Annotated in this window: 16 protein-coding genes; 3 read left to right on the plus strand and 13 right to left on the minus strand. The window is 70.0% G+C overall.

The window, feature by feature from the left end; all coding sequences use genetic code 11:
- Positions 1-13: 13 nt before the first annotated feature.
- Complete coding sequence (locus tag QTN24_RS10690; protein WP_313836937.1) at positions 14-208, minus strand: hypothetical protein; 195 nt, start codon at positions 206-208, stop codon at positions 14-16.
- Positions 209-388: 180 nt separating this feature from the next.
- Positions 389-853, minus strand: coding sequence for a RidA family protein (locus QTN24_RS10695; RefSeq protein ID WP_313836938.1), 465 nt, complete (start codon positions 851-853; stop codon positions 389-391).
- Positions 854-1,021: 168 nt separating this feature from the next.
- On the opposite strand from QTN24_RS10695, the gene QTN24_RS10700 reads away from it, so the two are divergent.
- The 3 genes from QTN24_RS10700 to lpdA all read left to right on the plus strand — a co-directional run bounded on the left by QTN24_RS10700 (position 1,022) and on the right by lpdA (position 4,804).
- Positions 1,022-1,933: a LysR family transcriptional regulator gene (locus QTN24_RS10700; protein WP_313836940.1), complete on the plus strand. Its 912-nt coding sequence runs from the start codon at positions 1,022-1,024 to the stop codon at positions 1,931-1,933.
- A 160-nt stretch (positions 1,934-2,093) separates the two neighbouring features.
- A complete protein-coding gene (locus tag QTN24_RS10705) occupies positions 2,094-2,828 on the plus strand; it encodes an SDR family NAD(P)-dependent oxidoreductase (protein ID WP_124685288.1) in 735 nt (244 codons plus the stop codon).
- A 173-nt stretch (positions 2,829-3,001) separates the two neighbouring features.
- Entirely contained in the window at positions 3,002-4,804 is a 1,803-nt protein-coding gene (lpdA, locus tag QTN24_RS10715; RefSeq protein ID WP_409559003.1) for a dihydrolipoyl dehydrogenase, read from the plus strand.
- A gap of 93 nt (positions 4,805-4,897) precedes the next feature.
- Here lpdA and QTN24_RS10720 read toward each other — a convergent pair whose 3' ends face one another.
- From QTN24_RS10720 to alaC, 11 genes are all read right to left on the minus strand, one after another.
- Entirely contained in the window at positions 4,898-5,356 is a 459-nt protein-coding gene (locus tag QTN24_RS10720) for a response regulator (RefSeq protein WP_313836941.1), read from the minus strand.
- Positions 5,357-5,444: 88 nt separating this feature from the next.
- Positions 5,445-6,446 (minus strand): D-2-hydroxyacid dehydrogenase, encoded by a 1,002-nt coding sequence (locus QTN24_RS10725; RefSeq protein WP_313836943.1) that lies wholly within the window; start codon positions 6,444-6,446, stop codon positions 5,445-5,447.
- A gap of 5 nt (positions 6,447-6,451) precedes the next feature.
- The gene (locus tag QTN24_RS10730; protein ID WP_124685292.1) at positions 6,452-7,438 is read right to left on the minus strand and encodes a Bug family tripartite tricarboxylate transporter substrate binding protein; all 987 of its coding nucleotides are present in this window, start codon (positions 7,436-7,438) and stop codon (positions 6,452-6,454) included.
- Between the two features lie 60 nt (positions 7,439-7,498).
- Positions 7,499-8,389, minus strand: a complete 891-nt coding sequence (locus tag QTN24_RS10735; RefSeq protein ID WP_313836944.1) for an amidohydrolase family protein — start codon at positions 8,387-8,389, stop codon at positions 7,499-7,501.
- A 10-nt stretch (positions 8,390-8,399) separates the two neighbouring features.
- On the minus strand, positions 8,400-9,365 hold the full coding sequence (locus tag QTN24_RS10740) for a tripartite tricarboxylate transporter substrate binding protein (RefSeq protein ID WP_253700246.1): 966 nt from the start codon (positions 9,363-9,365) through the stop codon (positions 8,400-8,402).
- A 207-nt stretch (positions 9,366-9,572) separates the two neighbouring features.
- Positions 9,573-10,361 carry a class II aldolase/adducin family protein gene (locus QTN24_RS10745; protein WP_124685294.1) on the minus strand — a complete coding sequence of 263 codons (789 nt, stop codon included), beginning with the start codon at positions 10,359-10,361 and terminating at the stop codon, positions 9,573-9,575.
- 44 nt (positions 10,362-10,405) lie between these two features.
- Positions 10,406-11,578 carry a tricarballylate utilization 4Fe-4S protein TcuB gene (gene tcuB / locus QTN24_RS10750; protein ID WP_313836949.1) on the minus strand — a complete coding sequence of 391 codons (1,173 nt, stop codon included), beginning with the start codon at positions 11,576-11,578 and terminating at the stop codon, positions 10,406-10,408.
- Entirely contained in the window at positions 11,565-13,007 is a 1,443-nt protein-coding gene (gene tcuA / locus QTN24_RS10755) for an FAD-dependent tricarballylate dehydrogenase TcuA (RefSeq protein ID WP_313836951.1), read from the minus strand. Before tcuA ends, tcuB begins: the two co-directional genes overlap by 14 nt.
- A 166-nt stretch (positions 13,008-13,173) precedes the next feature.
- Positions 13,174-14,955: an IlvD/Edd family dehydratase gene (locus QTN24_RS10760; protein ID WP_313836953.1), complete on the minus strand. Its 1,782-nt coding sequence runs from the start codon at positions 14,953-14,955 to the stop codon at positions 13,174-13,176.
- A gap of 102 nt (positions 14,956-15,057) precedes the next feature.
- Positions 15,058-15,999, minus strand: coding sequence for a LysR substrate-binding domain-containing protein (locus QTN24_RS10765; RefSeq protein WP_124685298.1), 942 nt, complete (start codon positions 15,997-15,999; stop codon positions 15,058-15,060).
- Between the two features lie 115 nt (positions 16,000-16,114).
- Entirely contained in the window at positions 16,115-17,332 is a 1,218-nt protein-coding gene (gene alaC, locus QTN24_RS10770; RefSeq protein ID WP_313836956.1) for an alanine transaminase, read from the minus strand.
- Positions 17,333-17,423: the final 91 nt, after the last annotated feature.

A 17,423-nucleotide genomic window follows, 5' to 3' on the forward strand; every position in this document is an offset into this window, starting at 1 on the left:
CCGCCGCCGCGCTTCACGCGCGCGAGTCGGCCGGCCACGGGGCCGGCGGCGCGGCACGGCTGCTGCTGAACCGGCCGTCATCGACGCGGGGCTGCCACGTGCTGTCCAGCGCCGGGCGCGCGGGCGCCGGGGCGGGCATGGGCGTCGCCAGCAGATAGCGGCGGCTGGTTTCGAGGAACAACGTCGGGGCAACCACGGAAAGCGTCATGCCAGCACCTCGGAGCGATAAGGACGAGCGATAAGGACCAATGGCTTCGATGCTATCGCCTGCACGCCGCGCTGGCTGCTGTACGAGAGGCTCGGGCCACCCAGCCAGTCGCTTATCCGTCTCATCCGTTCGGATAGGGTGCCGACCCGACCGGGGCACCCTGGGCGCCCCGGAGCGCTACTACGCGGGCCTGACCTGCGCGATGACGACCAGGATCACGGCCGCGTTGCCCGGCTGCTGGCTCTGCGCGTAGACCGAGCGCGCGTGGCCGGCCTGGTCGCCCAGCACCTCGGCAAACAGTTCGGACGCCCCGTCGATCACGGCCGGCTGCTCCAGCATGCCGGGCGCGCTGGTCACGTAGCCTTCCACGCGCACGATGTGGTCCAGCCGCGCAAAGCCGCCCAGATGGGCGTCGATCTGCGCCAGCACGTTCAGCGCCGCCAACTGCGCAGCCTGCCTGCCCTGCTCCACGGTCAGGTCCTTGCCGACCTGGCCCTGCCAGACCACCTGCCCGTCGCGCAGTGGCAACTGGCCGGAGATGAACAGCAGGTCGCCGGCCTGGCTCACGGCGGTGTAGCGGCCCAGCGGGCGCGGCGGCGGGGGCAGGGTCAGGCCCAGCGCGGCCAGTTTCGATGCGACGGTCATGGTGACTCCGTGGAAGGTTGGGGTTGCGGATGACTATAGGCGCCGGGCCGCAGGCGGGGAACGGGCCGGCGGGAACATCGATTGATACGCCATGGAACAAATCGGCCGTCCGGCGGGCCATCGCATACACTGGCGGCCATCGCCCCTGCCTCCCCTGCCGCCCCGACCATGAAGCGCCAATTCGACGACCTCCAGCTTGGCAGCATCGAACTCTTCTGCCTGGCAGCCGAACTGGGCAGCTTCACGGCGGCCGCGGTGGCGGCGGGCGTGACGCCGGCGGCGGTCAGCCGCAGCGTGTCGCGGCTGGAGGAACGGCTGGCGGTCCGGCTGTTCGTGCGCACCACGCGCCAGATCCGGCTGACCGACGAGGGCCGCACCTACTTCGAGGAAACCCGCCAGGCGCTGGCGCAGCTGGTGGACGCCGAGCGGCAGATCAGCGGCCAGCACGCCACGCCGGCCGGCCGGCTGCGCATCAGCCTGCCCACGCCCTACGCGCACTACCGCGTGCTGCCGGTGCTGCCCGAATTCCGCGAGCGCTACCCGGACGTGGACATCGACGTCCACATCAGCAACCGCAACGTCGACTTTGCCGACGATACCTACGACCTCTCGGTGCGAGGCCGCGCGCCCGACGATTCCACGCTGATCGCCCGCAAGCTCGAAGACGCCGAGATGGTCGTGGTGGGCACGCCGGCCTACCTGAAGCGCCACGGCACGCCGGCCACGCTGGACGACCTGCTGGCCCACGCGTGCATCCAGTTCGAGCGGCCCAGCAGCGGGCGCCGCATCCCATGGACGTTCCGCCAGGACGGCGAGGACGTCGACGTGGTCACCACGGGCCCGTATGGCACGTCCGAGGACGCGCTGGGCGGCGCCACGCTGGCCCGCGCAGGCGCCGGGCTGTTCCAGACCTACCGCTTCGTCGTGGAGCAGGACCTGCGCGACGGCACGCTGGTCGAGGTGCTGCAGGACTTTGGCGGCAGCACGCGGCCGTTCGTCCTGCTCTATCCGCACGCCCGCCACGTCTCGCGCCGCGTGCGCGCCTTCGTCGACTTCCTGGTCGAGAAGTTTTCCGCGTAGCTGACACGGCCGCGCGCCGGCCACTTGTTACCGGCGCGCACAAGTGTTTGTGCCGTGGTGCCGTTCAATCCCCCGCCCGCCTCACCTACATTTCCAGCCATCGACCACGACGGTTCGATTGGCAAGGACGCCAAGGTCATCCAGACAAACGAGGCACATCATGAGCACCACGCAAACCACCACCCCCACCACCACCCAGAAGGTCGCCATCGTCACGGGCGCCTCGCAAGGCATCGGCGCCGAGCTGGTCAAGGCATACCGCCAGCGCGGCTACCGCGTCGTGGCCACGGCCCGCGGCATCCAGCAGCCCGACGATGCGGACGTGCTGGCCGTGCCGGGCGACATTGCCGACCCGGAGACCGCGCGGCGCGTGGTCGGCCAGGCCATCGAGCGCTTTGGCCGCGTCGACGCGCTGGTCAACAACGCCGGCATCTTCATCGCCAAGCCGTTCACGGCCTACACGGCCGAGGACTACGCCGCCAAGACTGGCGTGAACCTGGCCGGCTTCTTCCACATCACGCAGCTTGCCATCGCGCAGATGGAAAAGCAGGGCAGCGGCCATGTGGTCAGCATCACCACGAGCCTCGTCGACCATGCCATCGATGGCGTGCCGTCGGTGCTGGCGTCGCTGACCAAGGGCGGCATCAACGCGGCCACCAAGTCGCTGGCCGTCGAGTACGCCAAGCGTGGCATCCGCGTCAACGCGGTGTCGCCCGGCATCATCAAGTCGCCGATGCACGCACCGGAAACCCACGCGGCGCTGGGCGCGCTCCACCCGATGGGCCGCATGGGCGAAATGAGCGATATCGCCGAGGCCGTGCTGTTCCTGGAATCGGCGCCGTTCGTGACCGGCGAGATCCTGCACGTCGACGGCGGCCAGAGCGCCGGCCACTGACCCACCGCGCCACCCGGCAGGCCACCCCGGCCTGCCTGCGGACGGCCCGCCGCGCCCGGTGGGCCGTTGTCCTGTCTGGCGCCCGGACACGGGTAAACCCTTGGTCGCGCGGCGTGTAGGTGGAGGCCCGGTCTCCTAGACTGGAGGTTTTCCTCACCCGGAACCCCCCGACCATGGCCACGATAGAAGTGAAGGTGCCCCAGCTTTCCGAATCCGTCTCGGAAGCCACGCTGATCCAGTGGAAGAAAAAGCCCGGCGAGGCCGTGCAGCGCGACGAGATCCTGGTGGAACTGGAAACCGACAAGGTGACGCTGGAGGTGCCTTGCCCCGACAACGGCGTGCTGGCCCAGATCGTCAAGCCCGACGGGGCCACGGTGCATGCCGACGAGGTGATTGCAGTGGTCGATACCGAAGGCAAGGCCGCGCCGGCCCCGGCGCCCAAGGCAGCGGCCCCCGCCCCGGCACCGGCCGCGTCCCAGGCTGCCCCGGCACCCGCTCCCGCCGCCGCACCGGCACCGGTCGCCGGTGGCGCCAGCGCGTCGGCGCAGGCCGATTTCGACGTAATCGTGATCGGCTCCGGCCCGGGCGGCTACATCGCCGCCATCCGCGCCGCGCAGCTTGGCAAGACCGTGGCCTGCATCGAGGAATGGAAGGACGAGGCCGGCAAGCCGCGCCTGGGCGGCACCTGCCTGAACGTGGGCTGCATTCCCAGCAAGGCGCTGCTGGCGTCGTCCGAGCATTTCGAGCACGCCCAGCACGGCATGGCCGACCACGGGGTGCAGATCAAGGGCGTGACGCTGGACCTGCCGCAGATGATCCGGCGCAAGGCCGCCATCGTCGACAAGTTCACGGGCGGCGTGGAATTCCTGTTCCGCAAGAACAAGGTCACGTGGATCAAGGGCCATGGCAAGCTCAAGGGCCGAGGCGCGGACGGCGTGGTCACCGTCGAGGCCGGCGAAGCGGGCAATACCAAGCCCTACACGGCGCGCAACGTGATCATCGCCACGGGCTCCAAGGCGCGCCACCTGCCCGACGTGCCGGTGGACAACAAGATCGTCTCCGACAACGAGGGCGCGCTGTCGTTCGACACCGTGCCCAAGCGGCTGGCCGTGATCGGCGCAGGCGTGATCGGGCTGGAGCTGGGCTCGGTCTGGCGCCGGCTGGGCGCCGAGGTGACGATCCTGGAAGCGCTGCCGACGTTTCTGGGCAGCGTCGACGAAGCCATCGCCAAGGAGGCGGCCAAGCTGTTCAAGAAGCAGGGGCTGACGATCCACCTGGGCGTCACCATCGGCGAGGTCAAGGCGAAGGCCAAGGGCGTCAGCATCGCCTACAAGGACAAGGACGGCGCCGAGCAGAAGCTCGAAGCCGACCGACTGATCGTGTCGATCGGCCGCGTGCCGAACACCGACGACCTGGGCCTGGACGCCGTGGGCCTGGCCGCCGATGCGCGCGGCTTCATCCCCGTGGACGATCACTGCCGCACCACGGTGCCCGGCATCTACGCCATCGGCGATGTGGTGCGCGGCCCGATGCTGGCCCACAAGGCCGAGGACGAAGGCGTGATGGTGGCCGAGATCATCGACGGCCAGAAGCCGCACATCGACTACAACTGCATCCCGTGGGTGATCTACACCGAGCCCGAGATCGCGTGGGTGGGCAAGACCGAGGCCCAGCTCAAGGCCGAAGGCCGCGCGTACCGCACCGGCCAGTTCCCGATGCAGGCCAACGGCCGCGCAATGGGCATGGGCCGGCCGGACGGCTTCATCAAGATGATTGCCGACGCGCAGACCGACGAGCTACTGGGCGTGCACATCATCTCGGCCAATGCCTCGGACCTGATCGCCGAGGGCGTGGCGGCGCTGGAGTTCAAGGCCGCGTCCGAGGACATCGGCATCATCAGCCATCCGCACCCGTCGCTGTCCGAGGTCATGCGCGAGGCCGCGCTGGCGGTGCAGAAGCGGGCGCTGAACATGTAGCGCTAGTCCAGCGCCGAGACAAAGCGCGTGCGGTATTCCGCCGGCTTCGGCAAAGACATCGAGCGGCCCCGCAGCTCGGCCTGGCGCGGCTGACTAGCCCGGCCCGGCCGCGAAGCGCTGCACCAGCGCGGTCATCGCGCGCAGGCCCACGGGCTTTTCGAGCAAGAGGTCCGCGCCGGCGGCCCGGCAGTCACGCCGCAGCGCCTCGGTGATGCTGACGGTAATGACGACGATGCGCACGCGCGACCCTTGCGCCTGCGCCGCCTGCCGCACCGCGCGCACCAGCGCCAGGCCATCCATGCCGGGCAGCCCGACGTCGGTCAGCAGCAGCGCCGCCCCGCCCTGCCGCCGCGCGGCCCAGGCGTCGTCGCCACGCGCGCAGGCCACCACCTCGCAGCCGCCGATACGCAGCAGTTGCTCCTGCATCATCAGCAGGTAGGCGGGATGGTCCTCGGCAATCACCACGCGCGGCAGCGGCGCCGGCGCGCCGGACGGGCTGGCATCGGGGTGAGAGACGAGCGTGGAAGCAGGCTGGACGACGTGCGAAGGCATGCCACGATTGTCGCGGCTGGCCTGGCCGCGCGGTGGCGGAAACGTCGGCAAATCAATGCGGAAATTTCCGCAACCGCGTGGCGTCCGCTTAACTTGAGATGTTGCGGAGCGGCTGCCCGTCGGCCCAGCGGCGCAGGTTGTGCAGGAAGATCTCCACCACGCGCGCCGCGTTGCCGTCCGAGAACCCGGCGCTGTGCGGCGTGGCGATGACGTTGGGCAGCGACCAGAGCGGCGACGTGGCCGGCAGCGGTTCATGCGCAAAGACGTCCAGGAACGCGCCGCCCAGGTGCTGCGCGCGCAGCGCATCGATCAGCGCGGCTTCGTCGACCACCTCGCCGCGCGCCACGTTCACAAGCCGGGCGTCGGCGGGCAGCCGTTGCAGCGCCGCGCGGCTGACCAGCCCGCGCGTGACGTCGGTCAGCGGGCAGGCCAGGATCAGCCAGTCAGTGCGCGGCAGCACCGTGTCGAACTGGTCGAACGTCACGGTCTCGAAGCCGCCCGCCACCGGCGCGGCGCGCTGCCGGACCACGGTCACGCCCACGCCCAGTACAGCCAGCACGGCGCCGATCTGCTGTCCGATCGGGCCCCAGCCCACGATGGTGGCGTGCTGGCCCTGCAGGTCGCGCGGCAGGCCGCTGCCGATCAGCGGCGCCCAGCGGCTGGCCCGCTGCGCGTCGATCAATTGCGGCAGGTGGCGCGCCAGTGCCAGCAGCCCGGCCAGCGCGGTCTGCGCCACGACGCCGGCGTTGGCCCCGGACGACGTGGTCACCGTCACGCCGCGCGCGCGGAGCTGGCCGTAGATCGCCCGGTCGGCACCGGCCGAGTGCGCGTGCGCCCAGCGCAGCGACGGCGCCTGCAGCATGGCCGTATAGAACCGCTGCGTGGCGGGCAGGATTTCGTGCTTGGTCGACAGCCCGGTCACGTCGCGCGAGACGAACGCCAGATCGGCATCCACGGCGCGCGCATCGTCGACGTCCGGCACCACCACCGGCTGCCACGCGCGGCCCTGGCCCAGCGCGGCGTCGATGGCCGGCCGGTGCGCGTCGAGCGTGGCGGCCGACAGCAGGATCCGCAGGGGCGCGCTGGCCATGGCGCTCAATCGACCGTGGCGCCGGAGGCTTTCACCACGGCCTTCCACTTGACGTATTCCTTGCGTGTGAAGTCTCCGAACTGCTTCGCCGATCCGCCCACCGGGTCGGCGCCTTCGCGGATCATCTGCGCCTGCAGCGACGGCAGCGCCTCGTTGACGGCCTGGTTGACCTTGGTGATCACGTCCTGCGGGGTGCCCTTGGGCGCGAAGAAGCCGAACCACGAGCCGGCCTCGAAGCCGGGGTAGCCCTTTTCCGCCACGGTGGGCAGGTCGGGCAGCGAGCGCGACCGCTTGGCGCTGGACACTGCCAGCGCGCGCAGCTTGCCGGCCTGGATATGCGGCATCACCGACGGAATCGTCGCGAACATGAACTGGATGCGGCCCGACAGCAGGTCGTTCAGCGCATCGGCGCCCTTGTACGGAATGTGCGTGGCTTGCGTGCCCATGCGCTCGGTCAGCATGTAGCCCGACAGGTGCGACGACGTGCCCACGCCCGTGGAGCTGTAGTTGAGCTTGCCGGGATTGGCCTTGGCGTAGGCAACGAACTCCTCGAACGTCTTGACCGGCAGCGACGGATGCACGACCAGCACGTTGGGCACGTCGGCAATCTGCACCACCGGCACCAGGTCGGTCAGCGGGTCGTAGTTGAGCTTCTTGTAGAGCGACTGGTTGATCGAGATCGGCCCCACGGAGTTCACCAGCAGCGTGTAGCCGTCGGCCGGCGCGCGCACCACGAACTCGGTGCCGATGTTGCCGCCGGCGCCAGGGCGGTTGTCCACCACGAACGACTGCTTAAAGCGCTGCGCCAGGATCTGACTGACGCTGCGCGCGAGCATGTCGGTGGTGCCGCCGGCCGTGAAAGCCACGACCACGCGCACGGGCTTGGTTGGGTAGTCGTCGGCACGGGCCGGCTGGGCCAGCAGCGCGCCGGCCGCCAGCACGGCGGACAGCAGCCAGGGCGCGGCAGGCTGGGTCAGGGCGAATCGGTTCATGGTTGTCTCCGTTCCAGTCGTTGTTGTAGGTGTCGTCGTTGTGGGGCCGGGCTCCGGCCGTCAGTCGAAGCCGTAGAGCCGTGCCGGGTTCGTCACCAGCACGCGCTGCCGCGCCGCCTCGTCGGGCAGCCAGCGCGCCAGCAGGTTGAACAGCACGCCGTCGTCGGGCATCTGCGCCGGATCGAAATAGTTGATGTGCGGCCAGTCCGAGCCCCAGACGATCTGTTCCGGGTTGGCGGCCAGCAGCGCGGCGACGAAGGCGTCCACGTCGCGGTACGGCGCGCCGGCCGGCTGCAGGCGGTCTGCGCCGGAAATCTTGGTCCATGCCACGCCATCGGCCAGCAGCGCGCACAGCGCCTGGAAGCCCGGATCGCCCACGCCGCGCGACGTGGCCATGCGGCCCATGTGGTCGATCACCAGCGGCAGGCCCAGTGCGCGCAGGCGGGGCCCGAGCGTGACCAGGTCGGGTGCATGGATCCAGATCTGCGCGTGCCAGCCGCGCGCCTTCAGGCGCGGCGCCAGCGCCTCCAGCACGTCGATGCCCACGCCGTTGCGGTACACCGCGTGGCCGTCGAGCTGGTACAGGTTGAAGCGCACGCCGCGCACGCCGGCGTCGTGCCAGGCGTCGAGCTGCGCATCGGTGGTATCGGCGGCCGGTACGGCGATGCCGCGCAGGCGGCCGGGGTACTGGCGCAGGGCGTCGGTCACCACGCTGTTGTCGGTGCCGCTGGCGCTGGCCGTGACCAGCACGCCGCGCGTGAGCCCCAGCGCATCGAGATGGGCCATGAAGGCGTCGGCGGGATGCTCGGCAGGCGTGTAGCTGCGGTCGTCGGCCAGCGGATAGCGCGCGAACGGGCCGAACACATGGGCGTGGCTGTCGCAGGCGCCCGGGGGCGCGCGGAACGCCGGCGGCGTGATATCGGCCAGCGGCGGCAGGCAGGGACGTGTCATGCCGGCGCTCCTATTCCGCGGCCTTCAGGCGGCCGGCCGTGGCCAGCGCCTGGGCGCGCGCATCTTCCTTCTGCAGCGACGCCAGCAGCTCCTGCGGCGTCGACCCCTGGGCCACGCTGCCCACGTTCTGGAGCCGGCTCCGGACGCTGCCCTCGGCCAGCGCCTTGCGCAGCGCCGCGTTGATCGTGTCGATGACCTTGGCCGGCGTGCCCGCCGGCGCCAGCAGGCCGGTGGCCGTGGTGGCCTCGAAGTTGGCCAGCCCCGCCTCGCGCAGCGTCTGCACCTTGGGCAGCGCGGCATCGCGCTCGCGCGACATCACGGCCAGCGCCCGCAGCGCGCCCGACTGGATATGCGGCGCGGAACTGGTGAGCTGGTCCACCACGAAGTCGATCTGCCCGCCCATCAGGTCCACCAGCGCCGGGGCCGAGCCCTTGTACGGCACCTGGTTGAAGCGGACCTTGGCGGCGTCTTCGAGCTGCAGCAGCGCCATGTGGTTGGTGGTGCCCGGCCCGGCATGGCCGGCGGCCAGCTTGCCGGCGTTGGCGCGCGCGAAGGCCAGCAGCGCGTCGACATCCTTGAACCGCGTATCGCCACCCTTGACCACGATCACCAGCGCCGTGGTCGACACCAGCCCCACCGGCGCAAAGCTCGCCAGCTTGAAGTTGGTGCGGGTCATCTTGGGCAGCACCACCAACGCGTTGGGCGTGGTCACCAGCAGCGTGCTGCCATCGGGCTCGGCCCGCGCCACGGCCGACGCCCCGATCACGCCGCCGGCCCCGGGCCGGTTGTCGACAATCACGTTGCGGCCGAGCGTCTGCTCCAGCGCCGGCGCGATGGCGCGCGCCACCACGTCCAGATTGCCACCGGGCGCAAACGGCACCACCAGCGTGACGGGCTTGTCCTGCGCACGGACATCAAGCACATAAGGGGCGGCGCCCAGCGCCAGCATCCGCGCCAGCATGGTTCTGCGGTTCATCGTGTCTCCTCCACACTCTGCAGGGTGTTTCTGATCTGGCTTGTTTTAAAGCTCCCCTCTCCCGCCTGCGGGAGAGGGGTTGGGGGTGAGGGCCAGCAGTTCACATTGCGACGTCGGTCGGCAAGCAGAACCTCCACGCCCTCTCCCCCGGCCCCTCTCCCGCTTTGCGGGAGAGGGGAGAAAACCGCAAGCCAGGGCCCGCCGCCGTTACTCCCGATACCCCGGATCGATGCGATCCAGCTTGCGCAGCAGCGCGGGCCATTCCATCAGTCCGTACGGGCGGCGGGTGCCGGGCTGGTAGTTGTTCCAGGTTTCCTCCAGCACGTTGGCGGGCACCTGCTGGAGCGGTGTGTTGCACGACATGGCGGCCACCTGCGAGCGGCAGGCCAATTCCAGGCGGTGCATCCAGTTGAAGGCTTCGCCGACCGAGTTGCCCACGGTCAGCGCGCCGTGGTTGCGCAGGATCAGCGCCTCGCCGCGGCCCAGGTCGGCGATCAGGGATTCCTGCTCGGCGGTGTCCAGCACCACGCCCTGGTAGTCGTGGTAGCCGATCTTCAGGAAGCGCATGGCGGTCTGGGTGATCGGCAGTAGGCCGCATGCCAGCGACGACACGGCCATCGAGGCCCAGCTGTGGGTGTGGATCACGCACGCCACTTCGGGCCGGGCGTGGTGGACGGCGCTGTGGATCACGTAGCCGGCCTTGTTGATGCCGTAGTCCAGCGCGCCGAAATCGGGCTTGGACAGGATCTTGCCGTCGTGGTCCACCTTGATCAGGCAGGACGCCGTGATCTCCTCGTACATCATGCCGTACGGGTTGATCAGGAAGGCGTTGTCCTCGTCGGGCACGCGCACGGAGATGTGGTTGGCCATCATGTCGGCCATGCCATAGAGCTCGACCAGCCGGTAGCACGCGGCCAGGTCCACGCGCGCCTGCCATTCCGCCTCGCTGCATTGGCCGCGCATCGACGGGATGTTCAGCACACCGGGTTTCGTCATGATGGGTCTCCTTTGGGGATTTCGGTTTTCTTTTGCGATGCGGTTCAGTCCGCGCCCAGCGCGAGATCGCTGGGCCGGCGTTTTTCGATGTGGTACTTGAGCAGCGCCGCGCTGCGGAAGATGCCGTGCGCGAACTTGCCGTAGGGCAGCGTCAGGAACAGCGCCATGACGATGCCCAGGTGCACGGCCAGCAGCGACGCCATGGCGCCCGTGTCGCGCAGCGCCAGCAGCGCCAGGCCGCTGGCGCTGGTCAGGAACAGCAGCGCGATGAAGCCGCGGTCCATTGGCTTCTGCTTCGTGTCCATGGTGCGCTCGTCGCGGCGCAGGTTCAGCCACAGCAGCCCGGCCGGGCCGATCAGCAGCCCGATGCCGCCCGCGATGCCCAGCAGCACCGGCACGCTCGTCACCGGGTACGGCGCGTGCAGGTCAAGCAGGTAGTGGTACAGCGTGGCCACGGCGGTAGCCGCGAAGCACAGCATGAAGCCGTAGAACGTGAAGTGGTGGAAGCGCCGGCGCAGCAGCGTGAAGGCGTCGTCGTCGTTGTTGCAGCCCTTGCCGTGGCCGCCGTCCAGGTACTTGAGCTTCAGCGCGTCGTGCGCGGCCCCGCCCACGGCGGCGCCCCGTGCGTCGCCGCTGCGCTCGCCGGGCGTGACGCGGCGCCAGAAGCGCGTGACGCCGATGCCCAGCGCCACCACGGCGAACAGGAACACCGCGCCAAACATCGCCGCCAGCAGGTTGTGCGGAAAGATCGCGTAGAAGTTGCCGGCCAGCGGTTCATGCCACAGCGTGCCGCGCATGGCCAGCACCATCAGCAGGAACAGCGCCAGCCCGCCGGCCAGCGCCAGCGCCATGGTCGTGCCGGCGCGCCGGTACAGCCCGCCCAGCGCCGCCGGGAACGCATAGTCGCCGTAGGTCTGCACGCGCACCTTGGCCATGGCCTGGGGGATGTTCACCGCAAACTCGTGCGGCGGCGCGTACTGGCAGGCGTGGTAGCAGGCGCCGCAGTTGTGGCACAGGTTGGCCAGGTAGTGGATGTCCGCCTTCGGAAACTCCAGCCGGCGCGTCATGGCCGGAAACACAGCGCAGAAGCCCTCGCAGTAGCGGCACGCGTTGCAGATCTGCAGCGTGCGGGCCACCTCGGCCTCGTCGGTGGTCAATGGCAGCGCGCCGTTGGCCAGCGCCGCCGCCTCGCGCGTCAGCGCTTCAAGATGTTGCATGTTCCTTTTCCTTCGATACCCGCGATGCGTGCGGCGCCAGGGCGGCCATGCGGGCCGCGGCCAGTGCCGCCTGCGTGCCGGCGATGCGGCCGAACGCCGTGCCGATGGCCATGCCCACGCCGGCCGTGTAGCCCTTGCCCAGCACGTTGCCGGCCATCATCTCGCCAGCCACGTACAGGTTCGGGCTCGGCTGCCCGCCGAAATGCACGGCCGATGCCTCGTTGACCTTGAGCCCCAGGTACGTGAACGTGATGCCGGGCCGCAGCGCGTAGCCGTAGAACGGCGCCGTGTCGATCGGCCGCGCCCAGTGGGTCTTGGCCGGGGACACGCCCTCGGTGTGGCAGTCGTCCAGTACCGTGTGGTCGAACGTGCCAACGCGGCAGGCGGCGTTGTAGTCGCCGATGGTGCGCAGGAACGTGGCTTCGTCCAGCCCGAGCTTGCGCGCCAGTTCGGGCAGCGTGTCGGCCTTCACGCCGGGGAACACCGGCGGCATGAAACGGCCCACGGCCTTGGCGTCGATGATGGAATAGCCGATCTGCTGCGGCTGCTGGGCCACCAGGCGGCCCCAGATCGCGTAGCGCTTGGGCCAGAAGTCCTCGCCCTCGTCGTAGAAGCGCTCGGCGTTGGCGTTCAGCACCACGCCCAGCGACACGCAGTCGATCCGCGTGCAGATGCCGCCGTCGTACAGCGGCGCGCGCGCGTCGATGGCCACGCAGTGGGACTGGGACGGATCGCCGATGGCGTCCGCGCCCGCGTCGATCATGTATTTGAGCAGCACGCCCATGTTGAAGCGCGTGCCACGGATCAGGAAGTTATCGGCCGGCCATTCGCCGCGCTCGTTCTGGCCCCAGGCGTCGCGCAGCCATTCGCGGTTCGACTCGAAGCCGCCGGCGGCCAGCACGCAGGCGCGCGCCTCGATGCGCTCGGCGCCGATGCGCGCCGCCACGAAGCGGTCGCCGTCCAGCTCGATTGCATCGACCGGCGCGTTGTAGCGGATCTGCACGCCAAGCTGCTCGGCGCTGCGGTAGTACGCGTTGACCAGCGCCTTGCCGCCGCCCATGAAGAACGCGTTGGTGCGTGCCACGTGCAGCGCGCCAGACAGCGGCGGCTGGAAGTTCACGCCGTGGCGGCGCATCCAGTCGCGGCACGTGGACGACGCCCGGATCGCCAGCCGCGCCAGCGTCTCGTTGGTCAGGCCGCCGGTTACCTTGAGCAGGTCCTGCCAGTATTCCTCTTCGGGATAGGCGTCGATCAGCACGTCCTGCGGCGCGTCATGCATGCAGCGCAGGTTGCGGGTATGGGACGAATTGCCGCCGCGCCATTCGCGCGGGGCGGCTTCCAGCAGCATCACGCTGGCACCGGCCTCGCGGGCCATCAGCGCGGCGCAGAGCGCGGCATTGCCGCCGCCGATCACAAGGACGTCGATCATGCGCGGCAGCCCTGCCGGCGGGTGGGGGGAGTGGGAATGGACACGACAATGCCTTCTGTAGTCTGTCCGGCACTCTATCCGCCGTGCGGAACGCTGCTAAGCCCCGGCCCGGCATGGGGGTATCACGATTCGTGATGACCCCGGGCCGCCACCCGCCCCGGCGCGGTCAGCCGCCGCTGCCGGGCACCTTGCCGCGCGTCTGGGCGGCGCGCAGGAAATCGAAGTCGACGCCCTGGTCGGCCTGGTTCACGGCGCTCAGGAACAGCTTGCGATAGCCGCGCTCGGCCGTCGGTTCCACCACGGGCCGCTCGGCCGCGCGCCGCGCCAGTTCGGCGTCGCTGACGTCCAGGTGCAGCGTGCGGCTGGCCACGGACAGGCTGATGCGGTCGCCATCGCGCACGTGGGCCAGCGGGCCGCCCACGGCAGCCTCGGGCGTCACATGCAGCACGATGGTGCCGAATGCCGTGCCGCTCATGCGGCCGTCCGATATCCGTACGATGTCCTTGACGCCGGCCCGCGCCAGCTTGCGCGGAATCGGGATATAGCCGGCCTCGGGCATGCCGGGCGCACCCTTGGGGCCGATGCGCTTGAGCACGAGGATGTCGTCGGCCGTGACGTCCAGGTCGTCGCGGTCGATGCGGTTGGCCAGGTCCTCGGCGTCCTCGAACACCACGGCGCGCCCGACGTGCTCCATGAGCCGGGGGTCGGCCGCCGACTGCTTGATGATGGCCCCGCCCGGCGCCAGGTTGCCGCGCAGCACCGCGATGCCGCCCTGCGGATAGATCGGGTGGGCGCGCGGGCGCACCACGTCCTGGGCAAAGCCGGGCCCGGCCCGCTCGATTTCCTCGCCCAGCGTGCGCCCGGTCACGGTCAGCGCGTCCAGGTGCAGCAGCGGCTTCAGCTCGCGCAGCAGCGTGGCCATGCCGCCCGCGTGGTGGAAATCCTCCATGTAGTGGTCGCCGGACGGCTTCAGGTCCAGCAGCACCGGCGTATCGCGGCCCATGCGGTCCAGCGCGGCCAGGTCGATGTCGTAGCCCATGCGGCCGGCGATGGCGGCCAGGTGCACGATGCCGTTGGTGGACCCGCCAATCGCCAGCAGCACGCGCATGGCGTTCTCGAATGCGGCCGGCGTCAGGATGCGGTCGATGGTCAGCCGTTCGCGGGCCATGCGCACGGCCTGCTCGCCGGTCTGCTCGGCCACGCGGATGCGGTCGGCCGTCACGGCCGGGGGCGACGCGCCGCCAGGCACCGTCATGCCCAGCGCCTCGGCAATGCAGGCCATCGTGCTGGCCGTGCCCATGACCGAGCACGTGCCCACGCTGGCCACAAGCTGGTTGTTGACGTCGGCAATCTCGTCCGCGTCGATCTCCTCCGCGCGAAAGCGCCCCCAGTAGCGCCGGCAGTCGGTGCAGGCGCCCACACGCTCGCCGCGGTGCGAGCCGGTCAGCATCGAGCCGGTAATCAGCTGGATGGCCGGGATGCCGGCCGACGCGGCGCCCATCAGTTGCGCGGGCACGGTCTTGTCGCAGCCGCCGATCAGCACCACCGCGTCCATCGGCTGCGCGCGGATCATCTCCTCGGTGTCCATCGACATGAGGTTGCGCAGGTACATGCTGGTGGGCGCGGAAAAGCTTTCGTGGACCGAGATCGTCGGGAAGTCCATCGGCAGGCCGCCGGCCAGCATGATGCCGCGGCGTACCGCGTCGATCAGCTGCGGCATGTTGCCGTGGCACGGGTTGTAGGCGCTGCCGGTGTTGACGATGCCGACCACGGGGCGGTCCAGCGCCGCGTCGGTGTAGCCGGCGCCCTTGATGAACGCCTTGCGCAGGAACAGCGAGAAACCGCGGTCCCCGTAGTGGGTCAGGCCCTTGGAGATCCCGGTGGCGGCGGCTTCCGGGGCGATGTCATGGCGCGGGGCGCCGTCGGGGTGCTGGTCTTCGCTGGACATGAGGCTTCCTGCTGGCGGTTGCGGGAGCGGCGCGGCGTGTGGCGCGCCTGGCGTCCCCGAGCATAGCGGAATGGGCGGCCCCGCGCCCGCTGGCCGGCGGCCCTAGCCTTCCAGCAGCCTCGCGCCGTGCCACTCGCCCGAACGCACCAGCCCGCGCGCCGTGTCACCCAGCACCACGCGCAGCGCCAGCGCGGCCGGCGACAGTTCGTCGTCGGACAGGCTGCACAGCAGGTTGCGCCGGCCGACCTGCGGATCGTCGATCTGGGCCAGGTGAAAGCGCGTCTCGGCGTCCGGATAGCGGCCGACCGCCGCCCACGGCTGCAGCGTGGCGCCAAAGCCCATGTCGACGGCATCCATCAGCATGGCCAGCGAATCGACCTCCTGCACCACGTGCGGCGTGACCTTGGCGCGCGCGAACGCGGCGTCCAGCGTGCTGCGCAGCCCGTGCACGCCGCTGGGCATGATCAGCGGCACACCGGCCAGGTCCGCCATCGTGCGCTGCGCGGGCGGATCGGCGCGGCCCTGCGGCAGGCTGCGGCGCGACTGGATCAGGAACAGCGTTTCCTCCAGCAGCGGCAGCACGGTCCAGCGCCGGGCCGCGTGCGTGCCGAACAGCACGGCCAGGTCAAGCTGCCGCGCGTTGAGCATGGCCGTCAGGTGCCCGGAGAGACTTTCGACGATATGCAGCCGGACGTCGGGATACCGCTCGCGCATCGCGCGGATCAGCGGCACGCCGATCACCGACGCCGTGGTCGGCGCCAGCCCCACGCTCACCGCGCCGGACAGCCGCGCCTGGTGCGCAGCCCGGCGGGCCTGCTCGGCATGGCGCAGCGTGAGCTGCGCTTCGTGGAAGAACGCCAGGCCGGCCTCGGTGGGCGTCACGCCCTGCGGCGTGCGGCGCAGCAGGCGGGTGGCCAGCTCGCTTTCCAGCCGGCTGATCTGCTGGCTCACGGCCGACTGGACCATGTCCAGTTCCAGCGCGGCCCGGCTCATGCTGCCCAGTTCGACCACCCGCACGAAATACTGAAGCTGGCGCAATTCCATCTGGCTCCCCCGGCTGGCCGGCCCGCCCGCGCCAGCGGGGGTCGGCTCCCATGTTCCCGGGTCTTATACCAGATACGGGCGCGCCGCGGCGCCCGGGAGACAACCATCGGCCAACTCACCCCCCCGCCACCTTCACCAACCCATCCGCGCGGAACATTGCCTTGATGCCCCGCACGGCCTGGCGGATGCGGGATTCGTTTTCGATCAGCGCGAAGCGGACGTACTCGTCGCCGAAGTCGCCGAAGCCGATGCCCGGGGACACCGACACCTTGGCCTTGGCCAGCAACTGTTTCGAGAATTCCAGCGACCCCAGCGCGCGGTACGGCTCGGGAATCCGCGCCCAGATGTACATCGACGCCTTCGGGATATCGACCGGCCAGCCGGCCTCGATCAGGCCGCGCGCCAGCACGTCGCGCCGCGCCTGGTACTGCGCGGCAATCTCCTTCACGCATTGCTGGTCGCCTTCCAGCGCGGCGATGGCCGCCACCTGCAGCGGCGTGAACGTGCCGTAATCGTGGTAGCTCTTGATGCGGGTCAGCGCGGCCACGAGGTCCGGGTTGCCGACCATGAAGCCGATGCGCCAGCCCGCCATGTTGTAGCTCTTGGACAGCGTGAAGAATTCCACGGCGATGTCCTTGGCACCCGGCACCTGCATGATCGACGGCGCCTTCCAGCCGTCGAACACGATGTCGGCGTAGGCCAGGTCGTGCACCACGAAGATGTCGTGCTTGCGTGCCAGCGCGATCACGCGTTCGAAGAAGTCCAGCTCCACGCATGCCGCCGTCGGGTTCGACGGAAAGCCCAGCACGATCATCTTGGGCTTGGGGTAGCTGCCGCGGATGGCGCGCTCCAGCTCGGCAAAGAAGTCGATGTCCGGCGTCAGCGGCACCGAGCGGATATCCGCCCCGGCGATGACCGCGCCGTAGATGTGGATCGGGTAGCTCGGATCGGGCACCAGCACGGTATCGCCCCGGTCCAGCGTGGCCAGCATCAGGTGCGCCAGCCCTTCCTTCGACCCGATCGTGACGATCGCCTCGCGGTCGGGGTCGATCTCCACGTCGTAGCGGTCGCGGTACCAGTGCGAGATGGCGCGGCGCAGGCGCGGGATGCCCTTGGACGCCGAATAGCCATGCGTGTCCGGCCGCTGCGCGGCGTCGACGAGCTTGGCCACGATATGCGGCGGCGTGGCCCCGTCGGGGTTGCCCATGCTCATGTCGATGATGTCCTCGCCACGGCGGCGGGCGGCCATCTTGAGCTCGGCGGTGATGTTGAAGACGTAGGGGGGAAGGCGATCGATGCGCGCAAAGCGGCGCTTGCCGGATTCGGCAGTCATGGAGGAGTCCTTTACGTAAGCGCCCGGAACCGTCCGAGCGACGTCGTGGCCGTTGTCTCGGCCACTGGGGACTGATCATAGCCAGCCGCGC

This window comes from Cupriavidus sp. SZY C1 (assembly GCF_032190535.1).
Classification (GTDB): Bacteria; Pseudomonadota; Gammaproteobacteria; order Burkholderiales; family Burkholderiaceae; genus Cupriavidus; species Cupriavidus pauculus_C.

Coding starts and splice junctions, on each gene's coding strand:
- QTN24_RS10690 (WP_313836937.1), bottom strand. CDS start 208: ATGACGCTTTCCGTGGTTGCCCCGACGTTGTTCCTCGAAACCAGCCGC.
- QTN24_RS10740 (WP_253700246.1), bottom strand. CDS start 9,365: ATGAACCGCAGAACCATGCTGGCGCGGATGCTGGCGCTGGGCGCCGCC.
- QTN24_RS10720 (WP_313836941.1), bottom strand. CDS start 5,356: ATGCCTTCGCACGTCGTCCAGCCTGCTTCCACGCTCGTCTCTCACCCC.
- QTN24_RS10695 (WP_313836938.1), bottom strand. CDS start 853: ATGACCGTCGCATCGAAACTGGCCGCGCTGGGCCTGACCCTGCCCCCG.
- QTN24_RS10730 (WP_124685292.1), bottom strand. CDS start 7,438: ATGAACCGATTCGCCCTGACCCAGCCTGCCGCGCCCTGGCTGCTGTCC.
- QTN24_RS10760 (WP_313836953.1), bottom strand. CDS start 14,955: ATGTCCAGCGAAGACCAGCACCCCGACGGCGCCCCGCGCCATGACATC.
- QTN24_RS10745 (WP_124685294.1), bottom strand. CDS start 10,361: ATGACGAAACCCGGTGTGCTGAACATCCCGTCGATGCGCGGCCAATGC.
- tcuB (WP_313836949.1), bottom strand. CDS start 11,578: ATGCAACATCTTGAAGCGCTGACGCGCGAGGCGGCGGCGCTGGCCAAC.
- alaC (WP_313836956.1), bottom strand. CDS start 17,332: ATGACTGCCGAATCCGGCAAGCGCCGCTTTGCGCGCATCGATCGCCTT.
- QTN24_RS10735 (WP_313836944.1), bottom strand. CDS start 8,389: ATGACACGTCCCTGCCTGCCGCCGCTGGCCGATATCACGCCGCCGGCG.
- QTN24_RS10765 (WP_124685298.1), bottom strand. CDS start 15,999: ATGGAATTGCGCCAGCTTCAGTATTTCGTGCGGGTGGTCGAACTGGGC.
- QTN24_RS10725 (WP_313836943.1), bottom strand. CDS start 6,446: ATGGCCAGCGCGCCCCTGCGGATCCTGCTGTCGGCCGCCACGCTCGAC.
- lpdA (WP_409559003.1), top strand. CDS start 3,002: ATGGCCACGATAGAAGTGAAGGTGCCCCAGCTTTCCGAATCCGTCTCG.
- QTN24_RS10700 (WP_313836940.1), top strand. CDS start 1,022: ATGAAGCGCCAATTCGACGACCTCCAGCTTGGCAGCATCGAACTCTTC.
- QTN24_RS10705 (WP_124685288.1), top strand. CDS start 2,094: ATGAGCACCACGCAAACCACCACCCCCACCACCACCCAGAAGGTCGCC.
- tcuA (WP_313836951.1), bottom strand. CDS start 13,007: ATGATCGACGTCCTTGTGATCGGCGGCGGCAATGCCGCGCTCTGCGCC.